This is a genomic window from uncultured Phascolarctobacterium sp., assembly GCF_905212365.1.
In the GTDB taxonomy this organism is placed as follows: Bacteria; Bacillota; Negativicutes; order Acidaminococcales; family Acidaminococcaceae; genus Phascolarctobacterium_A.
In genome coordinates this window covers 1-22,771 of record NZ_CAJMEH010000016.1, presented here as the reverse complement: position 1 = coordinate 22,771, position 22,771 = coordinate 1, and the positions used below count along the sequence as shown (strand labels likewise).

Annotated in this window: 23 protein-coding genes; 2 read left to right on the top strand and 21 right to left on the bottom strand. The window is 49.8% G+C overall.

Going from position 1 to position 22,771, the window contains the following annotated elements:
- Nucleotides 1-3: 3 nt before the first annotated feature.
- From rsmB to QZ105_RS04245, 17 genes are all read right to left on the bottom strand, one after another.
- Nucleotides 4-1,386, bottom strand: a complete 1,383-nt coding sequence (gene rsmB / locus QZ105_RS04325) for a 16S rRNA (cytosine(967)-C(5))-methyltransferase RsmB (RefSeq protein WP_293728628.1) — start codon at nucleotides 1,384-1,386, stop codon at nucleotides 4-6.
- Complete coding sequence (locus QZ105_RS04320; RefSeq protein WP_293728627.1) at nucleotides 1,352-2,167, bottom strand: DUF116 domain-containing protein; 816 nt, start codon at nucleotides 2,165-2,167, stop codon at nucleotides 1,352-1,354. Before QZ105_RS04320 ends, rsmB begins: the two co-directional genes overlap by 35 nt.
- Before the next feature lie 18 nt (nucleotides 2,168-2,185).
- Nucleotides 2,186-3,133, bottom strand: a complete 948-nt coding sequence (fmt, locus tag QZ105_RS04315; protein WP_366935983.1) for a methionyl-tRNA formyltransferase — start codon at nucleotides 3,131-3,133, stop codon at nucleotides 2,186-2,188.
- 26 nt (nucleotides 3,134-3,159) lie between these two features.
- On the bottom strand, nucleotides 3,160-3,651 hold the full coding sequence (def, locus tag QZ105_RS04310) for a peptide deformylase (protein ID WP_293728625.1): 492 nt from the start codon (nucleotides 3,649-3,651) through the stop codon (nucleotides 3,160-3,162).
- 132 nt (nucleotides 3,652-3,783) lie between these two features.
- Nucleotides 3,784-6,057: a primosomal protein N' gene (priA, locus tag QZ105_RS04305; RefSeq protein WP_293728624.1), complete on the bottom strand. Its 2,274-nt coding sequence runs from the start codon at nucleotides 6,055-6,057 to the stop codon at nucleotides 3,784-3,786.
- 182 nt (nucleotides 6,058-6,239) lie between these two features.
- Nucleotides 6,240-6,632, bottom strand: coding sequence for a 30S ribosomal protein S9 (rpsI, locus tag QZ105_RS04300; protein ID WP_293728623.1), 393 nt, complete (start codon nucleotides 6,630-6,632; stop codon nucleotides 6,240-6,242).
- A gap of 21 nt (nucleotides 6,633-6,653) precedes the next feature.
- Nucleotides 6,654-7,091, bottom strand: coding sequence for a 50S ribosomal protein L13 (gene rplM, locus QZ105_RS04295; RefSeq protein WP_293728622.1), 438 nt, complete (start codon nucleotides 7,089-7,091; stop codon nucleotides 6,654-6,656).
- Between the two features lie 149 nt (nucleotides 7,092-7,240).
- Nucleotides 7,241-8,506, bottom strand: coding sequence for a tRNA pseudouridine(38-40) synthase TruA (truA, locus tag QZ105_RS04290; protein WP_293728621.1), 1,266 nt, complete (start codon nucleotides 8,504-8,506; stop codon nucleotides 7,241-7,243).
- Nucleotides 8,494-9,309 (bottom strand): energy-coupling factor transporter transmembrane component T, encoded by an 816-nt coding sequence (locus QZ105_RS04285; protein ID WP_366935982.1) that lies wholly within the window; start codon nucleotides 9,307-9,309, stop codon nucleotides 8,494-8,496. The genes truA and QZ105_RS04285 overlap by 13 nt, the downstream gene beginning before the upstream one ends.
- A complete protein-coding gene (locus tag QZ105_RS04280) occupies nucleotides 9,309-10,166 on the bottom strand; it encodes an energy-coupling factor transporter ATPase (RefSeq protein ID WP_293728619.1) in 858 nt (285 codons plus the stop codon). Before QZ105_RS04280 ends, QZ105_RS04285 begins: the two co-directional genes overlap by 1 nt.
- Nucleotides 10,157-10,996 (bottom strand): energy-coupling factor transporter ATPase, encoded by an 840-nt coding sequence (locus QZ105_RS04275; RefSeq protein ID WP_366935981.1) that lies wholly within the window; start codon nucleotides 10,994-10,996, stop codon nucleotides 10,157-10,159. Before QZ105_RS04275 ends, QZ105_RS04280 begins: the two co-directional genes overlap by 10 nt.
- Before the next feature lie 121 nt (nucleotides 10,997-11,117).
- The gene (locus QZ105_RS04270) at nucleotides 11,118-11,828 is read right to left on the bottom strand and encodes an ABC transporter ATP-binding protein (RefSeq protein WP_293728617.1); all 711 of its coding nucleotides are present in this window, start codon (nucleotides 11,826-11,828) and stop codon (nucleotides 11,118-11,120) included.
- Nucleotides 11,821-12,618: an ABC transporter ATP-binding protein gene (locus tag QZ105_RS04265; protein ID WP_293728616.1), complete on the bottom strand. Its 798-nt coding sequence runs from the start codon at nucleotides 12,616-12,618 to the stop codon at nucleotides 11,821-11,823. The genes QZ105_RS04270 and QZ105_RS04265 overlap by 8 nt, the downstream gene beginning before the upstream one ends.
- Nucleotides 12,611-13,681: a branched-chain amino acid ABC transporter permease gene (locus tag QZ105_RS04260; RefSeq protein WP_293728615.1), complete on the bottom strand. Its 1,071-nt coding sequence runs from the start codon at nucleotides 13,679-13,681 to the stop codon at nucleotides 12,611-12,613. Before QZ105_RS04260 ends, QZ105_RS04265 begins: the two co-directional genes overlap by 8 nt.
- Nucleotides 13,682-13,683: 2 nt before the next feature.
- Nucleotides 13,684-14,616 carry a branched-chain amino acid ABC transporter permease gene (locus QZ105_RS04255; protein ID WP_293728614.1) on the bottom strand — a complete coding sequence of 311 codons (933 nt, stop codon included), beginning with the start codon at nucleotides 14,614-14,616 and terminating at the stop codon, nucleotides 13,684-13,686.
- Between the two features lie 98 nt (nucleotides 14,617-14,714).
- Nucleotides 14,715-15,866 carry an ABC transporter substrate-binding protein gene (locus QZ105_RS04250; protein WP_366935980.1) on the bottom strand — a complete coding sequence of 384 codons (1,152 nt, stop codon included), beginning with the start codon at nucleotides 15,864-15,866 and terminating at the stop codon, nucleotides 14,715-14,717.
- Between the two features lie 547 nt (nucleotides 15,867-16,413).
- On the bottom strand, nucleotides 16,414-16,728 hold the full coding sequence (locus tag QZ105_RS04245) for a helix-turn-helix transcriptional regulator (protein ID WP_293728612.1): 315 nt from the start codon (nucleotides 16,726-16,728) through the stop codon (nucleotides 16,414-16,416).
- A 298-nt stretch (nucleotides 16,729-17,026) separates the two neighbouring features.
- On the opposite strand from QZ105_RS04245, the gene QZ105_RS04240 reads away from it, so the two are divergent.
- Together QZ105_RS04240 and QZ105_RS04235 are read left to right on the top strand one after the other, a co-directional pair.
- Nucleotides 17,027-17,581 (top strand): LemA family protein, encoded by a 555-nt coding sequence (locus QZ105_RS04240; RefSeq protein WP_293728611.1) that lies wholly within the window; start codon nucleotides 17,027-17,029, stop codon nucleotides 17,579-17,581.
- A 29-nt stretch (nucleotides 17,582-17,610) separates the two neighbouring features.
- On the top strand, nucleotides 17,611-18,369 hold the full coding sequence (locus QZ105_RS04235) for a YgcG family protein (RefSeq protein ID WP_293728610.1): 759 nt from the start codon (nucleotides 17,611-17,613) through the stop codon (nucleotides 18,367-18,369).
- A gap of 103 nt (nucleotides 18,370-18,472) precedes the next feature.
- On the opposite strand, the gene nrdR is transcribed toward QZ105_RS04235, so the two are convergent.
- From nrdR to QZ105_RS04215, 4 genes are all read right to left on the bottom strand, one after another.
- The gene (gene nrdR, locus QZ105_RS04230; protein ID WP_293728609.1) at nucleotides 18,473-18,931 is read right to left on the bottom strand and encodes a transcriptional regulator NrdR; all 459 of its coding nucleotides are present in this window, start codon (nucleotides 18,929-18,931) and stop codon (nucleotides 18,473-18,475) included.
- Between the two features lie 76 nt (nucleotides 18,932-19,007).
- Nucleotides 19,008-20,171, bottom strand: coding sequence for a DUF4143 domain-containing protein (locus tag QZ105_RS04225; protein WP_293728608.1), 1,164 nt, complete (start codon nucleotides 20,169-20,171; stop codon nucleotides 19,008-19,010).
- 141 nt (nucleotides 20,172-20,312) lie between these two features.
- Complete coding sequence (locus QZ105_RS04220) at nucleotides 20,313-21,812, bottom strand: hypothetical protein (RefSeq protein ID WP_293728607.1); 1,500 nt, start codon at nucleotides 21,810-21,812, stop codon at nucleotides 20,313-20,315.
- 162 nt (nucleotides 21,813-21,974) lie between these two features.
- Nucleotides 21,975-22,771, bottom strand: a 797-nt coding sequence (locus QZ105_RS04215; RefSeq protein ID WP_293728606.1) for an NAD(P)-dependent oxidoreductase, incomplete at its 5' end; no start/stop codon positions are given.

The window sequence follows — 22,771 nt, the reverse complement described above, 5'->3', positions numbered from 1 at the left end:
CTTTTACCTGCGCTCCAAAACGCAGATGTAAAAGCCGTCCACCCCGTCGCGTTGGGGCAGCAGCTGCAGCTCCTCCTCCGTCTCGCCCGTCAGGGGATGGGTCAAGGGCACGCGCTGCCACTGGCTGTTCTGCGTCAAAAATTCTTCAATTAAATAATGATTTTCTGCCTGCTCGATGGTGCAGGTGCTGTATACCAAGCGTCCGCCTTCTTTAACATAGCGAGCCGCATTATTTAAAATAGCCAGCTGCAAGGGCGGAAACAGCTTTAAATCCTTGCGCTGCTTACACCAACGTGCTTCGGCCCGCCGCCGCAGCACGCCCATGCCGGAGCAGGGCGCGTCCACCAGCACCCGGTCGAAGGTATTCAGCCACTCCTCCCGCAATGCGCCGGCGTCGTTCAGCAGCGTTTTAATGCAGCTTACGCCTAAGCGCCGGGCATTTTCTTCTATTAAACGCAGCTTATGCTCATGAATATCGCAGGCGATTATCTCTCCCTGGTTACGCATCAGCTGCGCCAGATGCGTTGCCTTGCCGCCGGGCGCGCTGCACAAATCCAATACGCGCATACCCGGCTGCGGGTTCACTGCGCGGCCCACCAGCATAGAGCTTTCGTCCTGCACATAAAAATCCTGCTGCATTTTTGCCAGCATACCGCTCAGCGACGGCAGCTTATCGCAAACGATGCCATCTTCGCTCCATCGGGAAGTGTGCGCCTCCGCACCCATCTCCTGCAAAGCGGCCAGCAGGCGCTCTCTTGTCGTCATCAAGGTGTTCGTCCGCAGGCACACCGGCGCAGGACTATTATCAAAGGCCAAAAGCGCCTCTGTGCCCTCTTTGCCCCAGGGCCCCAGCCAGCGCTTCACCAGCCAGCGCGGATGGTAATATTTAATCGCCAAGTACCCGGCGTCGTCCTGCTGCGGGTCAGGCAAAGCTATCTCCCCTGCCTGCAGCTTGCGCAGCAAACCGCGCAATACACCGTTGACAAATTTAGCGCTGCCCTCGTGGCTAACGCTGCGCGCCAGCTTTACGGCCTCGTTGCAGGCCGCCGAAGCAGGAATCCGCTCCATAAACAAAAGCTGGTAAGCGCTCAGCCGCAGCACCTGCAAAATTTCCGGCGCTACGGACCCAAGCGGACGGCTGACACAGCGCTCCAAATACCAGTCCAGCGTGCCTGCTGCCTTCACCGTGCCATAAACCAATTCTGTAAAAAAGTGCCTCTCCATATCCTCCAGGGCATGAGCGCGCAAATATTTATTAACGGCGATGTTCGTATAAGCGCCTTCCGCCAATACCTGCTGCAGCACCGTCAGCGCCGCGCTGCGGGCGTTGGGTGCCGCTGAACGTGCCTGCTTAGTTTTGGGCTGCTTTATCGTTTGCTTCTGCATTCTTTTCCTTTGCTTCCTCGTCATCCATAAAAGCTAAAATGGCCGTTTCCAGTTTTTTAATATCCACGCGCGTATTAAAGCAGGGACCGAAAGGGCGCTCATTGAGTACGCCCAAAACCGGCAGTGGAAACACGTCCTGAATACCGCTGGTTAAATCGCGCTCGCAGGCCACGGCCACAATGGCCTTGGGACGCGCCTGCTTGACCATCTGCCGTGCCAGCGTACCGCCCGTAGCCACGGCAAAATGGCAGCCGTACTTATGAGCCAGCCCCAGCATTTCGCCTACGGAACAGCGGCCGCATTGACGGCAATTCTCTACATTACGGGTAATCTTATGCACGCAGGTATCCAGCTGAATACAATGGGGCGTTAAAATCATAATGCGATTGGCAGAAACCTTTACCTTATGCTGCAGCACCAGATTATTGCTGACCTCGATAAAGGACTGCTCGATTCTGTCGCGGGGAATATTAAAAAGCCGTCCCAGCACTACGGCAAAAGGGAATAAGATATTTATAGCCTTCCAAGCCCAGAAAAACAACAGCTTCATCACCGGCAGTCCCAAAAGCGCCATCACTATTCCCAGTACGCCGCTGAGCAGCGCCGCTACCAGCACCGCGCCCACCAGACCAAAAACGATGGGCAGCAGCCAAGATATCTGCGCCAAGCCGGGCACCGTCACCCTCCAGACCATATAAATCATCATAGCGCCCAAAAGCGCGCTGACAGAGGTCAAAGCCATAAAAATTCTTTTTTTCGGTTTAAATGCGTCTTCCATCATGGAATAAGAAACTCCTTTTTACTCCTGAGGGCCGCCTAAAAGCTCGCCCTCCTGCACGCCGCGTCCGTTAATGAACACCTGCGCAGGCATGCGCTTCTTCGATTCCGGCTGCACCTCGGTAATTTCCAGTACGCCGCTGCCGCAGGCCACAAAAAAGCTGCGCTTGCCCACTGCCACCACCGTACCGGGAGCGGCAGCGCTGGTCTGCGCCGTTAAGCGGCTGCCCCAAAGCTTCAGGCTCTTGCCGTTAGGCAGCGTCGTAAAGGTGCTGGGCGCAGGGTTAAAGCCGCGGATTAAATTGTGTACCTCCTGCGCAGGCTTCGACCAGTCGATGCGTTCCATGCTGCGGTCCAGCAGGCTGGCGTAAGTCGCCTGGCTGTCGTCCTGCTTTTCCGCCCTTACCGTACCCTTTTCAATCTGCTCCATCACCTGCAGCAAAAGCTCTGCGCCCTTATCCCGCAGCTGGTCGTGCAAATCTCCCATAGTGGTATTCTCTTCGATAGGCACAATTACCTTGCCCAGCATATCGCCGGTATCCATGCCCACGTCCATCTGCATAATAGTTACGCCGGATTCCTTCTCGCCCTTGATAATGGCATACTGAATCGGCGCAGCGCCGCGGTATTTAGGCAGTAGCGAAGCGTGTACGTTAATGCAGCCGAATCTTGGCAGCGTCAAAAGCTCCTTATTCAGCAGCTGACCAAAAGCAGCCACCACAATTAAATCAGGCTGCAAAGCGCGCAGCACCTCGATAAATTCCGCAGTTTTAACGCGCTGAGGCTGATAAACAGTATAGCCCTTGCTCAGCGCATACTCCTTCACCGGCGTCATCAGCATTTTATTGCCTCGTCCCTTGGGCCGGTCAGGCTGGGTAACAACGCCTGCAATCTCATATTTCCCGCATTCGCTTATGGCCTTCAAGCTGCCCACGGCAAAATCGGGAGTGCCCATAAATACTATCCGCATCATAAAATTTCTCGCTCCCTTAATCCTTATTTCACCACATCTGCCGGCGTAGTCCTTTGCTTAGGCGTCAGCGTAGCAGCCTTGTCGATAAACAAAATACCGTCCAGGTGATCCAGCTCATGCTGAATGCACACAGCCAAAAGCTCGTGAGCCTGCAGCAGCATTCGTTTGCCGCTGCGGTCGGTAAATTCGCATTCCACATAGCTGGCGCGTTCCACCTCGCCCTCGTAATCAGGCACGGAAAGACAGCCCTCGCTGCCCAGCGCCGAGCCCTCCTTTTTCACAATCACAGGATTGATAAGCTCCAGCAGGCCCTCGCCCACATCGATAACTACTACGCGCTTGGATACGCCCACCTGCGGCGCAGCCAGGCCCACGCCGTCGGCGGCGTACATGGTTTCCGCCATATCCTTCAATAAGCGCAGCAGCTTCTTATCTATCCGCTCCACCGGCTTGGCTACCTGACGCAGCACCGGATCGCCGGCCACTAAAATCTTCAGCAATTTATTATTTGCCATTCGCAAAAAGCCTCCTTAAAAACCATCTGATCTGTTATCAAAGCAGGCAGAACAAAGCCTGCCCGCATATATATCTTAATTTTTTATTATAGCACATCCGGGCGCAAATAAGCAAACCTCGGTCAACCGCATTTAAATAACCGACGCCGGGTCAACGTCAAAAAACAAATTAGGCTGCTCCTTGAATTCGCTGTTCAACAAAGCCTCCTTCACCGGCTGCATATCCGCCGCTTTAAGCAAAACATTGAAGCGGTACAGGTCACGCACCTTCGCCACCAGCGCCGGAAAAGGCCCGGCAATCTGCACATCGGCCAGCTTCTTTTCCAGCTGCAGCCGCTGCAGATAAAACACCAGCTTCTGCGCCAGCGCCAAGCCTGCTCCCTCGTCCTTATCCCACACTGTCAGCTTCAATATCTGAGAAAAGGGCGGATAAAAGAAAGCCTGCCGCTCCTTTAATTCCTCTTGCGCAAAGGTATCGTAATCCTGCCGCGCCGCCAAGCGAATAATGTTATTTTCCGCCTCATAGGTCTGAAAAATAACCTGACCCGGCTTATCGCCGCGCCCAGCTCTGCCCGCCGCCTGAGTCAGCAGCGAAAAGGCCCGCTCCGAAGCGCGGTAATCCGGCAGGTGCAGCGGGCTGTCCGCCGACAGCACGCCCACCAGCGTAACATTTGGTATGTCGTGACCCTTCGCCACCATCTGCGTACCTATCAACACATTGCATTCGCCGTCGGCAAAACGCCGCAGAATCTCCTCGTGAGCGAACTTCGCCATAGTGGAATCCTGATCCATACGCAGCACCCGTACCTGCGGCAGCCGCTGCAATTCAGCCTCCGCCTTCTGCGTGCCGGTACCGAAAAATTTAATGCGTTTACTATGGCAATTAGGGCATTCCACAGGCACTGTCGCCGTATTGCCGCAGTAATGACAGCGCATATCCTCGTGGGCACTGTGATAAACCAACGCTACGGCGCAGTGGGGGCAGGTAATGGTCTGCCCGCAGTCGCGGCACATAACAAAGGTAGAATAACCGCGGCGGTTCAGCAGCACTATAGCCTGCTCCCCGGCGGCAGCCGCAGCCACTAAAGCCTGCTGCAGCCTGCGCGACAGCACGCTGAAATTTTTCTCCGCCAGCTCCCTGCGCATATCCACAATCTCAACCCGGGGCAAATGGCTGCCGTTGGGCCGCTCCGTTAGCCGCAAATGGGTGTACGCACCAGTCATCGCCCGATAATAGGTGCAAAGGTCGGGCGTAGCGCTGCCCAAAAGCAGCGGCGAGCCAGTAAGGCGGCAGCGGGCCAGCGCCACATCGCGGGCGTGATAATTAGGCCGTTCCTCCTGCTTATAGCTGCTCTCGTGCTCCTCGTCGATAATCACCAGTCCCAGCTTGGCAAAAGGCGCGAACACGGCGCTGCGCACGCCTATCAAAACCTGCGCCTGGCCAGTACGCATCCTGTGCCAAACGTCACCGCGCTCGTTCTGCGACAGCTTGGAATGCGCCACCGCAATGCCGCTGCCGAACCACGCCTGAAAGCGCTTCACCAGCTGCGCCGTCAAGGCGATTTCCGGTACCAGCACCAACACCTGCTTGCCAGCGTCCACAGCGTGCGCCGCCGCACGCAGATAAACCTCCGTTTTGCCGCTGCCCGTAATTCCCTGCAATAAAAAGCATTGGTGACGGTCTGAGTCCACAGCTTCATTGACAGCGCTCATCGCACGGCGCTGCTCCTCCGTCAGCTGCAAATATTCGCCGCGCTGCTGCGGCCGCTCGTAGCTGTTGCGCAGAATACGCTTCTGCCCCGCTTCGGCCAAGCCGCGCTGCGCCAAGGCTCTGGCTACCGCAGCGCTTACGCCCTGTTGCTCCAGCTCCTGCACAGTCAGCCAATCTTCGGCTGCCGCCAAAACGCCCAGCGCCGCATGCTGCCCTTTAGCTCGCGTCGCCAAGAACTGCTCCGCCCAGGCCTGCCGTCCCGCGTCGTTAATGCAGTAAGCCAGCACCGTTTTTTCCTTCAAGCGTTCCTCATAAGCATAATATAACAAGCGTCCCTGTTTATTACGCACGGCATGCCGCTTAATGCTGCTCTTTCCCGGCACGAACAGCCGCATAGCCTCCGCCAGGCTGCACATATAATACTGGCTCAGCCACCGTGCCGTCGCCAGCATTTCCTCGTCAAACCAGGGGCGGTCGCCCAGCGCCGCCTCCACAGCTTTCAGCTTGGCGGCGACCGCCGCATCCGTAGGCACAGCGGTACGCTCCACCACAAAGCCCTCCACCTTCTGGCCGCTGAAGGGAACAACTACGCGCCAGCCGCCATCCAAAAAGGCCAGCTCCGATGGCACAGCGTAGGTAAATTGCTTAAACAGGCTTTTCACAGGTAAATTTATCGCAACATTAACAGCAAACATACTGCCTCCAAAAACCAAACGTCAATAGCAGGCATCAACCCGCATCTGTAACCATTATACCAAAATATCCTCGCCGCGGCAGATTTTTTTCTTAAAGGCTTAAAACAACAAAAATAAACCCCGCAACCAATTGGTTGCAGGGTTTTGCTGCGATTTGTGATTGGATCCAAACAGTCCAAAAATTAACGCTTGGAGAACTGGCTTGCTTTACGAGCTTTCTTCAAGCCGTATTTACGACGCTCTTTTTCGCGCGGGTCGCGAGTCAGGAAGCCTGCTTTTTTCAGAGCAGGACGGAATTCAGCGTCAACCTTCAGCAGTGCGCGAGCAATGCCGTGACGGATAGCGCCGGCTTGACCGGAGATACCGCCGCCGTTTACGTTTACTAGTACGTCATATTTGCCTTTGGTTTCGGTAACTTCGAGCGGTTGGTTTACAATCAGCTCTAAGGTTTTCAGTCCAAAGTATTGGTTCAATTCGCGGTCGTTAATTACGATGTTGCCTTCACCCGGAACCAGGCGAACGCGAGCAACGGAAGATTTACGACGACCGGTTGCGTTATAAGTAACTACTGCCATTTATTAGTTCCCTCCCGGATGTTATCTGATGTTGAGTTCCATTACTTCAGGTTTTTGAGCTGCATGCGGATGCTCGCTGCCAGCGTATACATGAAGCTTGGAGAAAATGTCGCTGCCCAGACGGTTATGAGGAATCATACCCTTAACAGCCAGCTCTACCATTTTTACAGGGTTTTTCTTCAGCATATCGCCAGCCTTTACATAGCTGTCGCCGCCGAGATAACCGGAATGATGGAAGTAAACTTTCTTAGTCAGTTTCTTACCGGTCAGAACAACCTTATCTGCATTGATAATGATTACGTGATCACCGGTGTCCATATGCGGGGTAAAGGTCGGTTTATGCTTACCGCGCAGGACTTTTGCAACCTCTGCTGCCAAACGGCCCAGAGTTTTATCAGCTGCGTCAACAACGAACCATTTGCGTTCGATGTTGGACGGATTAGCCATAAAAGATTTCATCGCTTGTGTCCCTCCTAGATAAATTCCAAATATACAGTTCGTTGCGATCTTCTCACCGTATTTCGGGGCTAGTGAAATCAAGCGGAAAATCACGTAGATATATTATACTGAAATCAAGATAGTAAGTCAAGAGATTTTTGCACAGTTTTTTACACTTTTTCAGCAAAAGCAGCGTCGGTATAATACAGGTCGTGCAAAAATTCACGGCCACGATATTTTTTGATAAACGAACCATAGCGCCGCATACCCAAAGCCCGTGCCACCCTCAGAGAAGCCTCGTTTTCCGGCCTGATTTCCGCCACGATGCGCTCATAGCCCAAGCTGCGCAGATAATCCGCGCTGGCCTGCGCCGCCTCTTTGGCAAAGCCCTGCCCCCAATATTTCTTAGCCAGAATATAAGCGATACCGGGAACCTTTACGCCGTCGATATGCTCCATCAACGGCCCGATAACGCCCAAAAAGCGGCCGCTTTGCTTTTCTATTACAGCCAAAAAGCTAAAGCCATCATCTGCATAACGGCGCAGGTTTTCCTCCAGCCATACGCTTACCTTATCGTCGCTGAAGGCATGCTCCCAGGCGTACATAACCTCCGCATCCTGCAAAAAGCGCCGCAGTTGAGCGAAATCGCCCCGATTCAGCCGCCGCAAATACAGCCGTTCCGTTTCCATAAAAGCATACTTATCGTAAAAAACCTGCTCCAAATATAAGCCCTCCGGCGGCGCAGGCTCGTTTAAAACCGTGCCCCGCTGCGTCAGCAACTCGGCGGCAATGTCGGACGGAGCGCGCTTCCCCAACCCCACCTGTACCAAAGCCCAGACGATATTGCGCACCATATGGTACAAAAAGCCGTCACCGGCAATGCGAAAGACCAGCTCCCGCCCCTGCCGCTGCCAATAGGCCTCGTATATAGTTTTAACGGCCGAGCCTTCCACGCTGCCCGTACTGCGAAAGGCGCTGAAATCATGCGTACCGCACAAAAAAGCGGCAGCCTCGTTCATAGCCTCCACGTCCAGCCGCTCCCGCAGCTGCCAAGCATAGCGCGCCCTAAAGGGGTCATCATAATCGTTACATAAAAGCCTATACTGATAAACTTTCCAGCAGGCGCTGAAACGGGCGTGAAAGCCCTTCTCTACCTCCTGCGCGTCCAGCAGTACAATATCTCGCGGCAGCATAGTGCGGGAAGCCCGCAGAATATTGGCGCAGGGAATACGTCCGTTGGTTGTAAAGGTCACGGTCTGCGCCAGCGCATGCACGCCTGCGTCCGTGCGGCCGCTGCCTGCCGTAACCACCCTTTCGCCGCACAGCTTCGCCAGCATCTCTTCTAAAACGCTCTGCACCGTTACGGCGTTCTTCTGCTTTTGAAAGCCGTGATAAGCGCTGCCATCGTAGGAAACCACTAACTTTATAGTCCGCATACGTTCCCCCAGCGCAGCACGGCAAGACCAACTGCCAGCAATACCGTCAGCGCCAGCGCGGCGTAATCGCCTGCAGCAAAAACCAATTCATGCATACGGGTACGGCCCTCGCCGCCGCGGTAGCAGCGGGCCTCCATGGCCACCGCCAGCTCGTCCGCCCGACGGAAAGCACTGATAAACAGCGGTACCAATAGCGGCAGCATATTCTTCATGCGCTCTAGAAGATTACCGCTGGAAAAATCTGCGCCGCGGGCCGTCTGCGCCTTCATAATGCGGTCGGTTTCTTCCAATAACGTAGGTATAAAACGCAGCGCGATAGTCATCATCATCGCCAGCTCATGGGCAGGCACGCCCACGCTTTTAAAGGGGCGCAGTAAACTTTCAATGCCGTCCGTCAGCACAATGGGCGAGGTAGTAAAGGTCAGCACGGAAGAAAACAGCAGCAGCAAAATCAAACGCACAGCCATTTTCAGGCCCATATCCAGTCCCTCCTGAGTCACGCTCAAAAACTTCCAGGTAAAAATTATATGCTCGCCCGGCGCGGTGAACATATGAATCAGCATGGTCAAAATAACGATAATCCATATCGGCTTCAAGGATTTCAGCACCAACAGCCAGGGCAAACGCGAAATCAGAATCACTATGGCGGCAAAGCCTGTCAAAATACCGTAGGACAAGGGCGTCGAAGCGAAAAAGATAGCGATAATATAAATAATCGTCGCCAAAATCTTCGTGCGCGGGTCCAAACGATGAATCAAGGAATTACCTGGGAAATATTGACCTAACGTAATATCGCTCAGCATCATTTCCACCCCTTTGCCTTTTTAATCGCTTTAATCAGAGCCGTTTCGTCCTTAATACCCTCCGGCAGAGTCAAGCCCTGCTGCCGCAGCAAAGCCGCCAGCTTATAAACCTGCGGCACATCCACGCCCACCTGCACCAGCTCTGCGCCATGCTCTTTGAAAATGGATGCAGGCTGGCCGTCAAACAGCACCTGGCCGCCGTTGATAACCAGCAGGCGGTCGGCGTATTTCACCGCCTCCTCCATGCTATGCGTAACTAAAACAATAGCTATGCCGCGGCTTTTATGCAAAGCCATAATCTCGCGGAACACGGCGTTGCGGCTGCGCGGGTCCAGCCCGGCGCTGGGCTCGTCCAGCACCAGATAATCAGGATTCATCGCCACCACCCCGGCGATAGCCACGCGGCGCATCTGCCCGCCGCTCAGCTGGAAGGGCGAACGCTGGGCAAAGGTATCGTAATCCAAGCCGACAAAAGCCATGGCCTCCCGCACCTGCTTAGCCACCTCATCCTCCTTAAAGCCCTTATTGCGCGGGCCAAAGGCAATATCCTCAAAAACAGTTTCCGCAAAAATCTGATGCTCAGGATATTGGAACACCATGCCCACCTGCTGCCGGGCGGCTTTAGCCTGCGCTCCCTTGGCATTAATATTCACGCCGTCGATGGCGGCCTGCCCTTTATCAGGCTTCAGCAGACCGTTAAGATGCTGTACCAGCGTCGATTTACCGCTGCCGGTGTGCCCGATAATAGCAACTATTTCACCCTTGGCTATCTCCAAGGAAACGTCCCGCAGAGCCAGGCGCTCAAAGGGCGTGCCCTTGGAATATGTATGATAAATATTCGTTAATGCTATTGACATAATGCTTGCGCCAGCTCCTCATCCGTAATAATATTCTCCGGCATATCCACGCCGCTTTTGCGCAGCTCGCTGGCGACCTTAGCGGCCAACGGCGCTTCCAACCCCAGCTGCTCCAGCTCGTCCACACGGCTGAACACCTGACGCGGCGTCCCCGTAAAGCGGATATGCCCCTTTTCCATAACCACAACCCTGTCGGCAGCCAAAGCCTCCGTCATATAATGGGTAATATAAACGATGGTAATGTCCTTTTCCTTGTTCAGGCTGCGCACCGTACTCACTATTTCCTTGCGGCCCTGCGGGTCCAGCATAGCCGTGGGTTCATCCAGCACGATGCACTTAGGCTCCAACGCCATAATCCCGGCGATAGCCACACGCTGCTTTTGCCCGCCGCTTAATAAATGCGGGGCATGCTTGGCATAATCCGTCATGCTCACCGCCGCCAAAGCCTTAGCCACGCGGGTAGCAATTTCCGGACCGGGCACGCCGATGTTTTCAGGGCCGAACGCCACGTCCTCCTCCACAATCGCCGCCACAATCTGGTTATCAGGGTTTTGGAAAACCATGCCCACCTGCTGGCGGATATCCCACATATGCTTCTCGTCCAGCGTATTCATGCCGCCGACCTCAACGCGGCCATCCGTAGGCAGCAGCAAACAGTTCAAATGCCGTGCCAAGGTAGATTTACCACTGCCGTTAGCGCCGATGACGGCCACAAACTCGCCCTGCTCTATCTCCAGGCTAACGCCATCCAGCGCCTTAACCTCGTTGCCGTCGGCGTCGGTATAATAATGCTTTAAATTCTCTATCTTAATCACAGGATAACCTCCCATTGCCGTTATCAATGTTCCTTCTAATTATAGCTAGTTAAAAAAAAATAGTCAACCGATGATTTACCACTGGTTGACTATTGTGAAATTTATATAACTTAAACAGGCTAGAAAGCATCAGATGCTATTTCTTTTTACCTAAATAAGCAGCCTTAATATCCGGATTCTCCAGCAGCTCGCTCCCCGTGCCGCTCATCGTAATGCGGCCCGTTTCCAAAACGTAAGCCAAGTCCGCTACCTTCAGCGCCATGTTGGCGTTCTGCTCGATAAGCAGGATCGTCATGCCCTGACGGTTGATTTCCTGAATAATATTAAAAATATCCTTTATAATCAAAGGAGCAAGGCCCAAGGACGGCTCGTCCATCATCAGCACCTTGGGACGGCACATCAACGCGCGGCCTACAGCCAGCATCTGCTGCTCTCCGCCGCTCAAAGTACCGGCCATCTGCCAGCTGCGTTCCTCCAAACGGGGGAATAAATCGTAAATCCAACGAATATCCTTAGCGATGCCGTCCTTATCGTTGCGCAGATAAGCGCCGATCTGCAAATTTTCCAAAACCGTCAGATTTGGGAAAATACGGCGGCCTTCCGGCACCAGCGTAATACCATTGGTAACAATCTGCTGGGAATTTAATCCCATCAGCTGCTTATCATTATAAGTAATAGAGCCGCTATCCGGCTTCACCAAGCCGATAATACTGCGCAGCAGCGTACTTTTGCCAGCGCCGTTAGCGCCAATCAGTGTTACTATCTTACCCTCAGGCACCTCCAGCGAAATACCCTTCAGAGCTTCGATGCCGCCGTAGGAAACAACTAAATTTTCAACTTTAAGCATCCTCTTCCACCCCCAGGTAAGCCTCGATAACACGGCTGTTATTCTGAATCTCCGCAGGCGTGCCCTCGGCGATCAGCATACCGAAGTCCAAAACATAAATCCAATCGCTGATTTCCATAACCAAATCCATATGATGCTCAATCATAAAAATCGTCAGATTATACTCATCGCGAATCTGGCGGATAAATTCCGTCAGCTCCTCCGTTTCCTTAGGATTCATGCCTGCGGCAGGCTCGTCCAAAAGCAGCAGGCGCGGATTGGTAGCCAAAGCGCGCACAATCTCCAAGCGGCGCTGCTTGCCATAGGGCAAACTGCTGGCCTTTTCATTGCGCAAATCCCACAAATCAACCTCGCGCAGCAGCTTTTCCACCTCGGCCTCCATGGCGCGCTGCTCCTTATTATACCAGGGCAGATGCAGCGCAGCGGAAAGAAAGTCGGACTTCAAATGCAGGTGCTTAGCAATCATGACGTTTTCATAAACGCTTAAATCCTTAAACAGGCGGATATTCTGGAAGGTACGGGCAATACCCATTTTAGCGATGTCGCTGGGCCGCTTGCCGGTAATCTTGCGCTCCTCCTTGCCGGGAATCGTATAGAGCACGTCGCCCTCCGTAGGCGTATAAACGCCGGTAATCATATTAAAGGCCGTGGTCTTACCCGCGCCGTTAGGCCCGATTAAAGCCACAATCTGATGCTCGCGGATATCCAGCTTCAATTCAAAAACAGCGGTTACGCCGCCAAAGCGCATGGTAATGCTGTCGGTTTTTAAAACAGTGGGCGTCTTAGCCATTGTTCTTAGCCCCCTTCCGCATCATATATTTGAAGGGATTTTTGCAGAAAGCGACAAATTTATCCCAAGAAAATTCGTCCGTACCCATAATGCCCTTGCGCCAGAACAGTACGCAGGCCATAAGCAGAATGGAAAAGATAACCATACGGAAGCCTGGACGGAACAGCGGCACCGCAGTGCCGAAAAGCGTTAGCGGCTCGTCGAATACGCGCAGGAATTCCAGACCCGCCGTAACAATGATACTGCCCAGCATGCTGCCGGTGATGCTACCCATACCGCCCAAAACGATAATCAGCAAAAAGTTATAGGTCAAGGTAAAAAGGAAGTTCTTAGGGTCGACGGTACCCAGCAGTGTAGCATACAAGCCGCCGCCTATGCCAGCGAAAAACGCGCTCAGCATAAAGGCCAGGCATTTGTGACGGAACAGGCTTACTCCCATGGCCTCAGCCGCAATTTCATCCTCACGGATAGCTTTAAAGGCGCGGCCGTAAGAAGAATTTATCAGGCAGGTTACAAAAACAAAGGTTATCGCCGTAGCGATAAAAATATAACGCACGTCGTTCAGCGCTGGAATATCCTTAATGCCTAAAGCGCCGTTAGTAAAGCTCTGCGCATTGGTAATCACGATGCGGATAATTTCCGAAAAGCCCAGGGTAGCGATAGCCAGATAGTCGCCGCGCAGGCGCAGCACCGGCGTGCCAATCAAAAAGGCTACCAGCGCCGACAGCAGGCCGCCTACAATCAGCGCCAGCCATAGCGGCAGTTCAATATCGGCAATCAGCGGATTCATGGGCACGGCATAAAAAACATTTTCACGCAGCCCCACAGGCACGGTAAAAATGCCCACCACATAAGCGCCAATCGCCATAAAACCAGCCTGACCCAAGCTGAACTGACCGGCAAAGCCGTTGGTCAGATTCATGGACAGGCCGATAATCGCATAAATCAAGCACAGGTTAATAACTCTGCGAAAATAAGAATCAAGCTCCAACTGAGCGTAGCAGGCCAAGCCAAAAAGAACCACGATACCGGCTACAGTCAGCAATATATTTCTTTTTGTCATGCTTACACCTTCTCCGTAGTTTTTTCGCCCAAAAGGCCCGTAGGCTTATAGAACAGAATGATAATCAGCACAATGAACGCAAAAGCGTCGCGGTAGCCGGAAAGCTGCGGGAAGAAGGCCACGATAAAGACCTCGCCCAAGCCCAGAATAAAGCCGCCGATTACTGCGCCCTTAATATTGCCGATGCCGCCGATTACCGCGGCAATAAAACACTTCAAGCCCGGCATAACGCCCAGCATAGGCGTAATACCGGGATAACGCACGCCCCACATAAACGCGCCGATAGCGGCCAACGCGCTGCCAATCACGAAGGTTGTGGAAATAACGCGGTCGATATTAACGCCCATAACGCGGGCAATTTCGTAATCCTTGGAAACAGCGCGCATAGCCATGCCCACCTTCGTGTGGTTGACGATATGCAGCAGCACAGCTAGGCTGATAAAGGTAATTACGGGAATCAGCAGGCAGATAGCCTGAATCTGCACGCCGCCTACGGCGATATTCTGGCTCAACACAGGAATATCTGGAAAACGCAGCGGACGTCCACTGAACAGATAGTTAGCCAGATTTTCCAGCAGGAAGGATGCGCCGATAGCAGAAATCAGTACGGAATTTTTTGGAGCCTCGCGCAGAGGACGGTAAGCCGTGCGCTCGATAAGCACGCCTAACAACGCCGTGGCAATAATGACGCCCACAAAGGTAATATACCAGGGAATGTGGAACACCGTAATGCCAAAGAAGGCAAAATAGCAGGCCATCATAACAATATCGCCGTGAGCAAAGTTAATCATCAGCAAAATGCCATATACCATGGTATAGCCAATGGCAATCAGGGCGTACAAGCTGCCCAGAGAAACGCCGTTGACAAAATGCTGCGCTAAGCTCGTGGCCGACATATTGGCAATAACCTGAAATAAATCAGTTATAAAATCCATTCTTTCACCACCATTTAAGAGTAACGACCCCACGGCCGCCTTTCAAAAGATATGCTCCTGCCTCCATCGGAAGCAGGAGCACACTTTAAAGCCTTATCTTATTTTACGTCTACATAATCCAAATATTTGAATTTGCCGTCTTTAACAACCTTGATAACAGCAGCCTTAATAGCGTCGCCGTTCTTATCCAGGGTAGTTTTGCCGGTTACGGCTTCCAAATCCTTGGTTTGAGCGATAGCGTCGCGAATCTTCTGCGGTTCAGTGCTGTTAGCGCGTTTAATAGCGTCAACGGCGATCAGGTAAGAATCGTATGCCATAGCGGTCAATGCGGAAGGCTCAGCCTTGTATTCGTCGGTGTAAGCCTTCAGGAACTTCTGCGCTTCTTCAGTGGAAGCCTTTTCACGGTCAAAAGCGGTGCTCATTACGCAGCCTTCAACTTCCTTGCCGCCAACATCGATAAATTCCTGAGTTTCCCAAGTGTCGCCGCCCATGAACGGAGCTTCAATACCTAATTGACGCGCTTGTTTAACAAGCAGAGCGGATTCAGTAAAGTTACCGGGAGCAAAAACAGCGTCCGGGTTCTTAGCCTTTAAGTTAGTCAGCACAGCGGTAAAGTCCTTATCGCCGGTCTGATAGTTAGCAATGTCGATAATAGCGTTAGGATCATTAGTCAGCTTTACAAAAGCTTCCTTAAAGAATTTTGCCAGACCAACGGAATAGTCGTTGGAAACTTCCTGTACAATAGCAACCTTGCGTGCGCCCTGCTTGAAGGCGTAGTTAGCCATTACAGTGCCCTGGAACGGGTCGATAAAGCAAGCGCGGAAATAGTAATCGTTATTAGCCGTTACCTGCGGATTAGTGCAGCTGGTGCCGATGGCCGGAACCTTAGCGTCCTTTACGATATTACCGGCAGCCATAGCCAAGGAAGAACCGTAACTTCCCAGCAAGGTAACTACCTTATCCTTTTCAATCAGGCGCGCTGCTACGGAAGCAGCCTCTGCCTTATCGGATTTATTGTCGGCAACAACCAGCTCAACCTTTTTACCCAAAACCTCGGGATGCATTTTGTTAGCCAGTTTAATACCGCGCAGCTCCAACTCACCGCCAGCGGCGTTATCGCCGGTCAAGGGCAGAAATACGCCCAATTTAATGCTGTCGCTCTTGGCCTCTTCCTTTTTATCGCTGCCGCAGCCGGTCAATGCGCCCAGCATCACAGCGGAAGCCAACAACACAGATAATACCTTTTTCATTTTCATTGTTCAAACTCCTCTTCTCCCTGCTAATAAATATTGCAGCTTATTGTTAAAGTCGATTATATCATGCAAATTGTTTCCTTGCAATAGTACATTTATTGTTGCAGTATTAATCGCAATGGCGATTTTTTCGTTTTTTATGTAAATTTTTCTAAACAGCTTTGTAGACACTTTATCTTTTTTTACGTTTTTGTATTCGTTTAAGCGACAAACGTCAAAGACAAAGCCAAGCCATGTACGTCATAACAAGACAATAAAATTTTAACTTTTTTGTAAAATATCGCTTTTTACGCTTTGTTTCACATTTTTTTCAATCCTTTGCCCTTCTTCTGCCACGACAATGTAGTATACTTTAGATGTAGCAAAGATGAACTTGCTACACCCTTCCCATCAAATTCATCATAAACAGCTTTCCTAAGAGAAACACTCTGCACTATCCCCTGCAGAGTGTTTTCTCTTTGTCCGAAAAACGTGAAAAATACAAGCTGCCCAGAGAAACGCCCCACCGCTTACCGCGGCTAGTGCTTTCTCGACAGCCTCCGACTTAACCTTTAATAGATTTCAGCATCTGTAACGCCTGCAGCACATCCTGCATAGTACAGCTCTTCAAGGCTTCCAAACCTGCATCCTGCTTCACTGCTTCCGTACCAAAAACAATCTCATCGATACCGCAATCAAAAATACGCGCCATTTTTACAAGATTTTCCAGAGTCAACCCCGCTCTGCCGCTTTCAATATTGCTCATATGGGTTTGAGAAACGCCAATTTCTTTAGCCAGCTCCGTTTGATAAATGTTGTTTTTCAAGCGCAGGGTTTTAATACGCAAGCCAATTTCTTTGTAATTAAGTTCTTTTGCCATAATTCCATCATCTCCCAAAAGGATTTTTATTGTCTCACTCAATTGCCGTCATTATATAGCTAATTATATAATACACCTTATTAAACATATATGCAAGAAATATATTCTATATCACAATGGTATTTAAATCTTAACTATAAACTTTCCCTAAGCTCACGGTCTCCCTTGTTTTCACAAAGAATTTGCACATTGGTTACGTTTTTGACTTTTTGACATTTGACAGAAACAGCAAGATACCGTACAATGAATTTATCATATATTGTAAATTTATTAGGAAAACTGAAAGGAAGATGTATCCATGAGCAAAACCCTGTTAGGCGTTATCGCCGCTATAGTAATCGTCGTAGTCATGCTGTTCAGCAGCTATAACGGTCTGGTAAGCATGAACGAAAATGTTACCGGCAAATGGGCGCAGGTAGAAAACCAGCTGCAGCGCCGCAACGACCTGATCCCCAATCTGGTCAACACCGTTAAGGGCTATGCCGCCCACGAAACCGAAGTTTTCAAGGCGGTCAGCGATGCCCGCGCTAAATTAGGCGGCGCTAAAACCGTTGCCGAAGCCAGCGCAGCCAACAGCGAAATGAACAGCGCTTTGAGCCGCTTGCTGATGGTAGCAGAAAACTACCCAGACCTGAAAGCCAACGCCAATTTCACCCAGCTGCAGGACGAGCTGGCAGGCACGGAAAACCGCATCGCCGTAGCCCGCAAGGATTATAACGACGCAGTACAGGTTTACAACGCTAAAATCAAATCCCTGCCCGCTTCCCTGTACGCAGGCGCTTTTGGTTTCAGCGCCCGCGATTACTTCAAAGCGGATGAAGGCGCGCAAAAGGTTCCCCAAGTAAAATTCTAAACCAGCTTTAAAGAAAGGCGGTTTAGCCTATGAAAAAATTATTTATCTACCTAGTGCTGCTGCTGCAAACCTTCTTTGCCGCGGCAGCCTTTGCCGAGCCCAATATCCCGCCGCGGCCTGCGGCGTCTAGCGGCATCTATGTACAGGATTACGCAGGCGTTATCAGCCAAGGCGACCGGCAGAAAATGCTCGGTATCGGCCAAGACCTGGATAACAAAACTACCGCCCAGGTAGCAGTAGTAACCGTCAAAAGCCTGAACGGTTATCCCATAGAGGATTATGCTTTGGCAGTTCTGCGCCAGTGGGGCGTAGGCAATAAGGCAAAAAATAACGGCGTACTAATGGTCATCGCCACCGAAGACCGTGCCTCCCGCATTGAAGTAGGCTACGGTCTGGAAGGCGTACTGCCCGACGGCTTAACAGGCCGTATTCAGGACCAATATATGCTGCCCTACTTTAAAAAGGGTAATTACAGTGCAGGCATACTGCAAGGCTACGCCGCTACCGCAGCCACCATCGCCAAAAGCGAAGGCGTAGAGCTGACCGGCGTGCGTTACAATGGCGGCGCTGCCAACGGACAGACGGGCAGCAAAAGCTCCGGCCTGACAGACCTGCTGCTGATTGCAGGCGTCATCGTCCTGCTGATTATCGACAACCTGTTCCTTGGCGGCTTTATCACCCAAATGCTGCTCCTGAGCCTGTTCCGGCGCGGTGGGGGCGGCGGCTTCGGCGGCGGTGGTTTTGGCGGAGGCAGCGGCGGAGGCGGCGGTTCGTCCCGACGCTGGTAAAGCAAGCCGAAAAATAATTACATATGTCAGAATATGAAAAGGCGCCTCAAAGGCCGCTGTTTAAGCGGACCTCCGGGGCGCCTGTTTTGCATCTTCCAGGGCTTTACTCGTTCTTTTTCATAATGCGTTCCAGCTCCTGCATAAAATTCTTTACGTCGGCAAATTGACGGTAAACAGAAGCAAAGCGAACATAAGCGATTTGATCGGTTTCCTCCAAATGCTGCATCACCAGCTCGCCGATCTTAGCGCTTTCTATTTCGGAATCACCGCTCATGCGCAGCTCGCGTTCCACGCTGTCGGCAATTTCCTGTACCTTTTCATAAGGAACAGGGCGTTTTTCAAAGGCCTTCAGCAAACCGGCCAGCAGCTTTTTAGAGTCGAACAGCTCACGGCGTCCATCCTTTTTGCTCACAACCAAAGGCGTTTCTTCATACTTTTCGTAAGTAGTAAAGCGCCTGCCGCACTGGGGGCATTCCCTGCGGCGGCGAATAGAGCCGCCATCCTCCACGGCACGGCTGTCGACGACACGGCTATCACGGTACGAACAAAATGGACACTTCATGCTGCTGCCTCCTCTGAAATACAGTTATATATTTTTATTATATCATGTATAAAGGAAAAGAAGCAACGGAAAATTTCTACAGCGCTTCGGCGTTCAGCTGCCATAGGCGTTCGCTGAGCTGCCGTCCGCAGCCGCCTAAAGTAAATACACAGCTCGTTCCTAAAGCCAGCCCATGCTTACACGCATATTCCTGCATAATTTCCGAGCTTTTTTCCAGCTTGCGTCCATAAAATTTATCCTTAGCAATATATAAAGGATAAAGCGCCTGCTGCCACGTCAGCAAAAGATTGATTTCCTTATTATTGGAATCCTTATAAAAACGCAGCTCAGGTTCAATCCCCTGCTGCAAAAAGCTTTCCCGCACAGCGTTGACCACATAATTTTCAAAAAGATTTTTAAAATAAACGCTCTGAAGTAAAGTCGGCAAATCGCAAATTTGCAGCAGCTGCGCCGCCACGCCCGTATCCTTAAAGTACAGCTTAGGCGCTTTCACCAAACGCTTGCCAGCAATGCCTGTCACCGGCTGCAGCAAATACACCAGACCGGTGCCCGCTAAAAATTGCAACCACTGCTTAGCTGTAGGCGCAGTAATTTCCACACTTGCCGCCAAGCTGGAATAATTAACCACACTGCCCAGCATACTGGCGACTACGCATAAAAAACGATAAAACTTTATTTCATCGCTGGCTGTCGTCCGCTCCATAATATCCTGCTGCAGCAAGCGGCGCACATAAGCCGCCGCGTCATCGGTAATATTACTCTGCAAAATAGCGGCAGGAACATTATTTTTTTCTGTGCAATCGGCCAGCTTTCGCAAAACAGCAGGCTCCGGAATTAAAAGCGGCCCTCCGCTTATTCGCAGCGGCAGCTCCAGCAAGGCGACCCGCTGCCCTTGCGCTTGCTCCGACAAATAATAGCTTTGCGAGCAACTGGCTATTATTTGTCCCAACGGCAATTCGCTACTCAGTAAATAATTCAATAAAGACGGCGCATAATGCAAATCAGCCAAATAAACCGGCAAACGCAGGCCCTGCATAAACAACTGCTGATTCTGCTCCGCCTGCAAACGCAGATTAGGCAGCGATAAATCCACCTGGGTGTAATTCTTCGTCAAGGAAGCCAACAGCTCCCTTTGTTTACTGCCGCCGCAGCTGCGCAGAATAACCAATTTATTATTCAGTTGTAAATTACGGATAGCTTCTTGTAAATTATGCATGATTTCCTTTCTGATATAAAACATTCCATTCGAGCACCGAATTGACGATGCTCTGATTGTCATGCGGTTTTCAAGGTACATTTGTTTCCAAAAGACATATCTCAGGAAATTTGAAAAATTTTTCAAAAACCTATTGACTTTTAATAGTTAGTCTTTCTTTTTATTTTATTTCCTCATATATGCAGCAAATTTTTCCATTATCATTCCCAACATTTCTGGATAGAAAACTCTATTAACGAGTAATAAAACTACAGCCCAAATAACGCTAACTTTTACTACACATAATACCCAGACAAAATAATTACTACATATCATAGGAATTTGACTATAAATAACTGCTAAAGCAAGAATGCACAGTAAATCTACTAAAAGCTGTTTGCCTACTTTCGAGAAAGGATACTGCAATAAATTCTGCGAATTATATCTGCCCATCCAAATTACTTGGTAAGCCAAAGCAATCAACGCGCCGCAAGCAACACCTATTAGTCCAAAAAACTTTACTGTAAAGATCGAAATACATAAATTAAGAAACGTTGCTATAATATAATTTCCCTGCGTTTGCTTATAATGCCCGCACGCCAAAATCATCAAGTTATATGGCAATCTCAGGCAATGGCAAGCATGCGCCGCTACCAAAACTAAAGCAAACGACGGCTGAAAATAATTGGCGTCGCTTATACCCTGCGTATAAACCAGAACAAACGGTACTATTAGCAACGCCGTACAGCCAAACAAAAACATCGTCAGGTTATGCAATACCCATTCCGTCCAAGAAAATACTTTATTTAATTCTTCAAAATCTTGTTTTGCCCAAAGTTCTCCTAACAAAGCCTGTATTCCATTAGTCGAAGCTAAAAATAATTGCTTTATCCCTGAAACGACTAAAAAATATACTGTATAAATCGACACTGATTTAAGATTGTCAAAAATCGTTAAAATTATAAGCGCCGTTCCATCCAAAACAACAGCAGCAACATGCTGTGCAACGCCATTCCATTTTTGAGCAATTGGCTCTCCTATATACTTTATATTTCTATTAATTTTATAATGGTTATTTACATACCAGCGTAAAAAAATCGGTCTCAATAAATATATGACCGAAGTTGTCAACTTCACAATATGAATAGAACAACCTAATTTAATCAAAACATAACAGGCAATAGTATTTAAAATCAAGGTAATAGTTTGAGCGTTATATTGAATATAGCCTTTTTGTGCCGACGTTAGCAAAAGCCGGTCAACTACGCCAAAATAATACTGAGCAAAAGAACTTATACTAATGGCAACAATCAACAAAGCAGTATACAACCAGCCAAAAGAATCGTTCACAAGCCTTGGATAAATAATAATCAAACCAATTATATATACCAATAAAATTTGCGCTAATCGCTTAAAAAAGTTATTAGCAGAAGCAATAATAGAACTTATAACAAAGCTATCATTATCTACTAACGGCTTATACAACGACGATTGCACCACTGCGCCTACTCCAAATTCTAAAAATGCAATGATAGAAAGAAATTGCGTAATAGAATTTACTAAGCCATTAACTTCGGAGCCAAAGCTTTGCAATATTAGGCGCGGTAAAACAAAACCGCAAATTATTGTTGTTATTTGAAAAACAAATGATGATACAGTGTTATAAATTAGTCTTTTTCTCCTCACGTGATTTTCCCCTTAAATACTTATTAATACTATGGTAAACAATACATTCTCATCCCCACATTTTAGGAAATCGCATTTTACCAATCAGCACGCATCTGTCTATCACAGGCCTAGTTAAAACTTATTTCTCCGTCATCATTGAGTTTTTCTTGAATATCATAATTATATTCTTCCCTGAAATTTATTTATTTCTTCATCTACAATTCTGCCGCGGCTTATAATCAAAGCATCTTTCAATGTGTTTTCATATTTGCCCTGAATCAATTCGTCAAGGTACTTCCAAATCACTTCCGAGTTATTCCAAGTAAATGTTTTATGGAAAAGTGCTGGTGTATGATCCACAGCATAATGTAAAACTCCATCAACTATATATGTAGGGTTTTCAATTGTTGTAGGAATACTTGTTTCAATTCCACCATTACGGTCACAACTTACATCGATGAGCATTGAATTACGCTTCATGCGCTTTAAGTCGCTTCGATTAATAATGTGGTCTGTCCGCATTACATCCCACAGAACACAGTTCACGATAACATCGTATTGCTCCAATTCATCTCGAAGCAATTCTTCCATTCTACGGTCATATTGACGAACATCCGCTCCCATCATATTAAGGACTTTAATGGCTCCACGCGCCGTATTTCCACGCCCAATAACTGCCACTTTTGTTTCATACGGCATTCTCGCATAACATTGGAAAGCATGCATAATAGCCGCCTCGCCAGCGAGCTCGTTGTTACGCCAAAAAACATGTCGCCCTTTTTGGAACATTTTCTCCCAAGCAAATGCAGTCAATCCACCTTGCAATAATTTATCAGTAATATCTCTATTCTGGGTAGCATGAATCCATCCAAAAATCGTTTGATTATCAAGACCTGTTAAATAGTCAGCATCGCCAATTTTGGGATCACAAATAATGTCTTTCAAGAGGACATCTTTATGCGAAGCAATATGGCTAC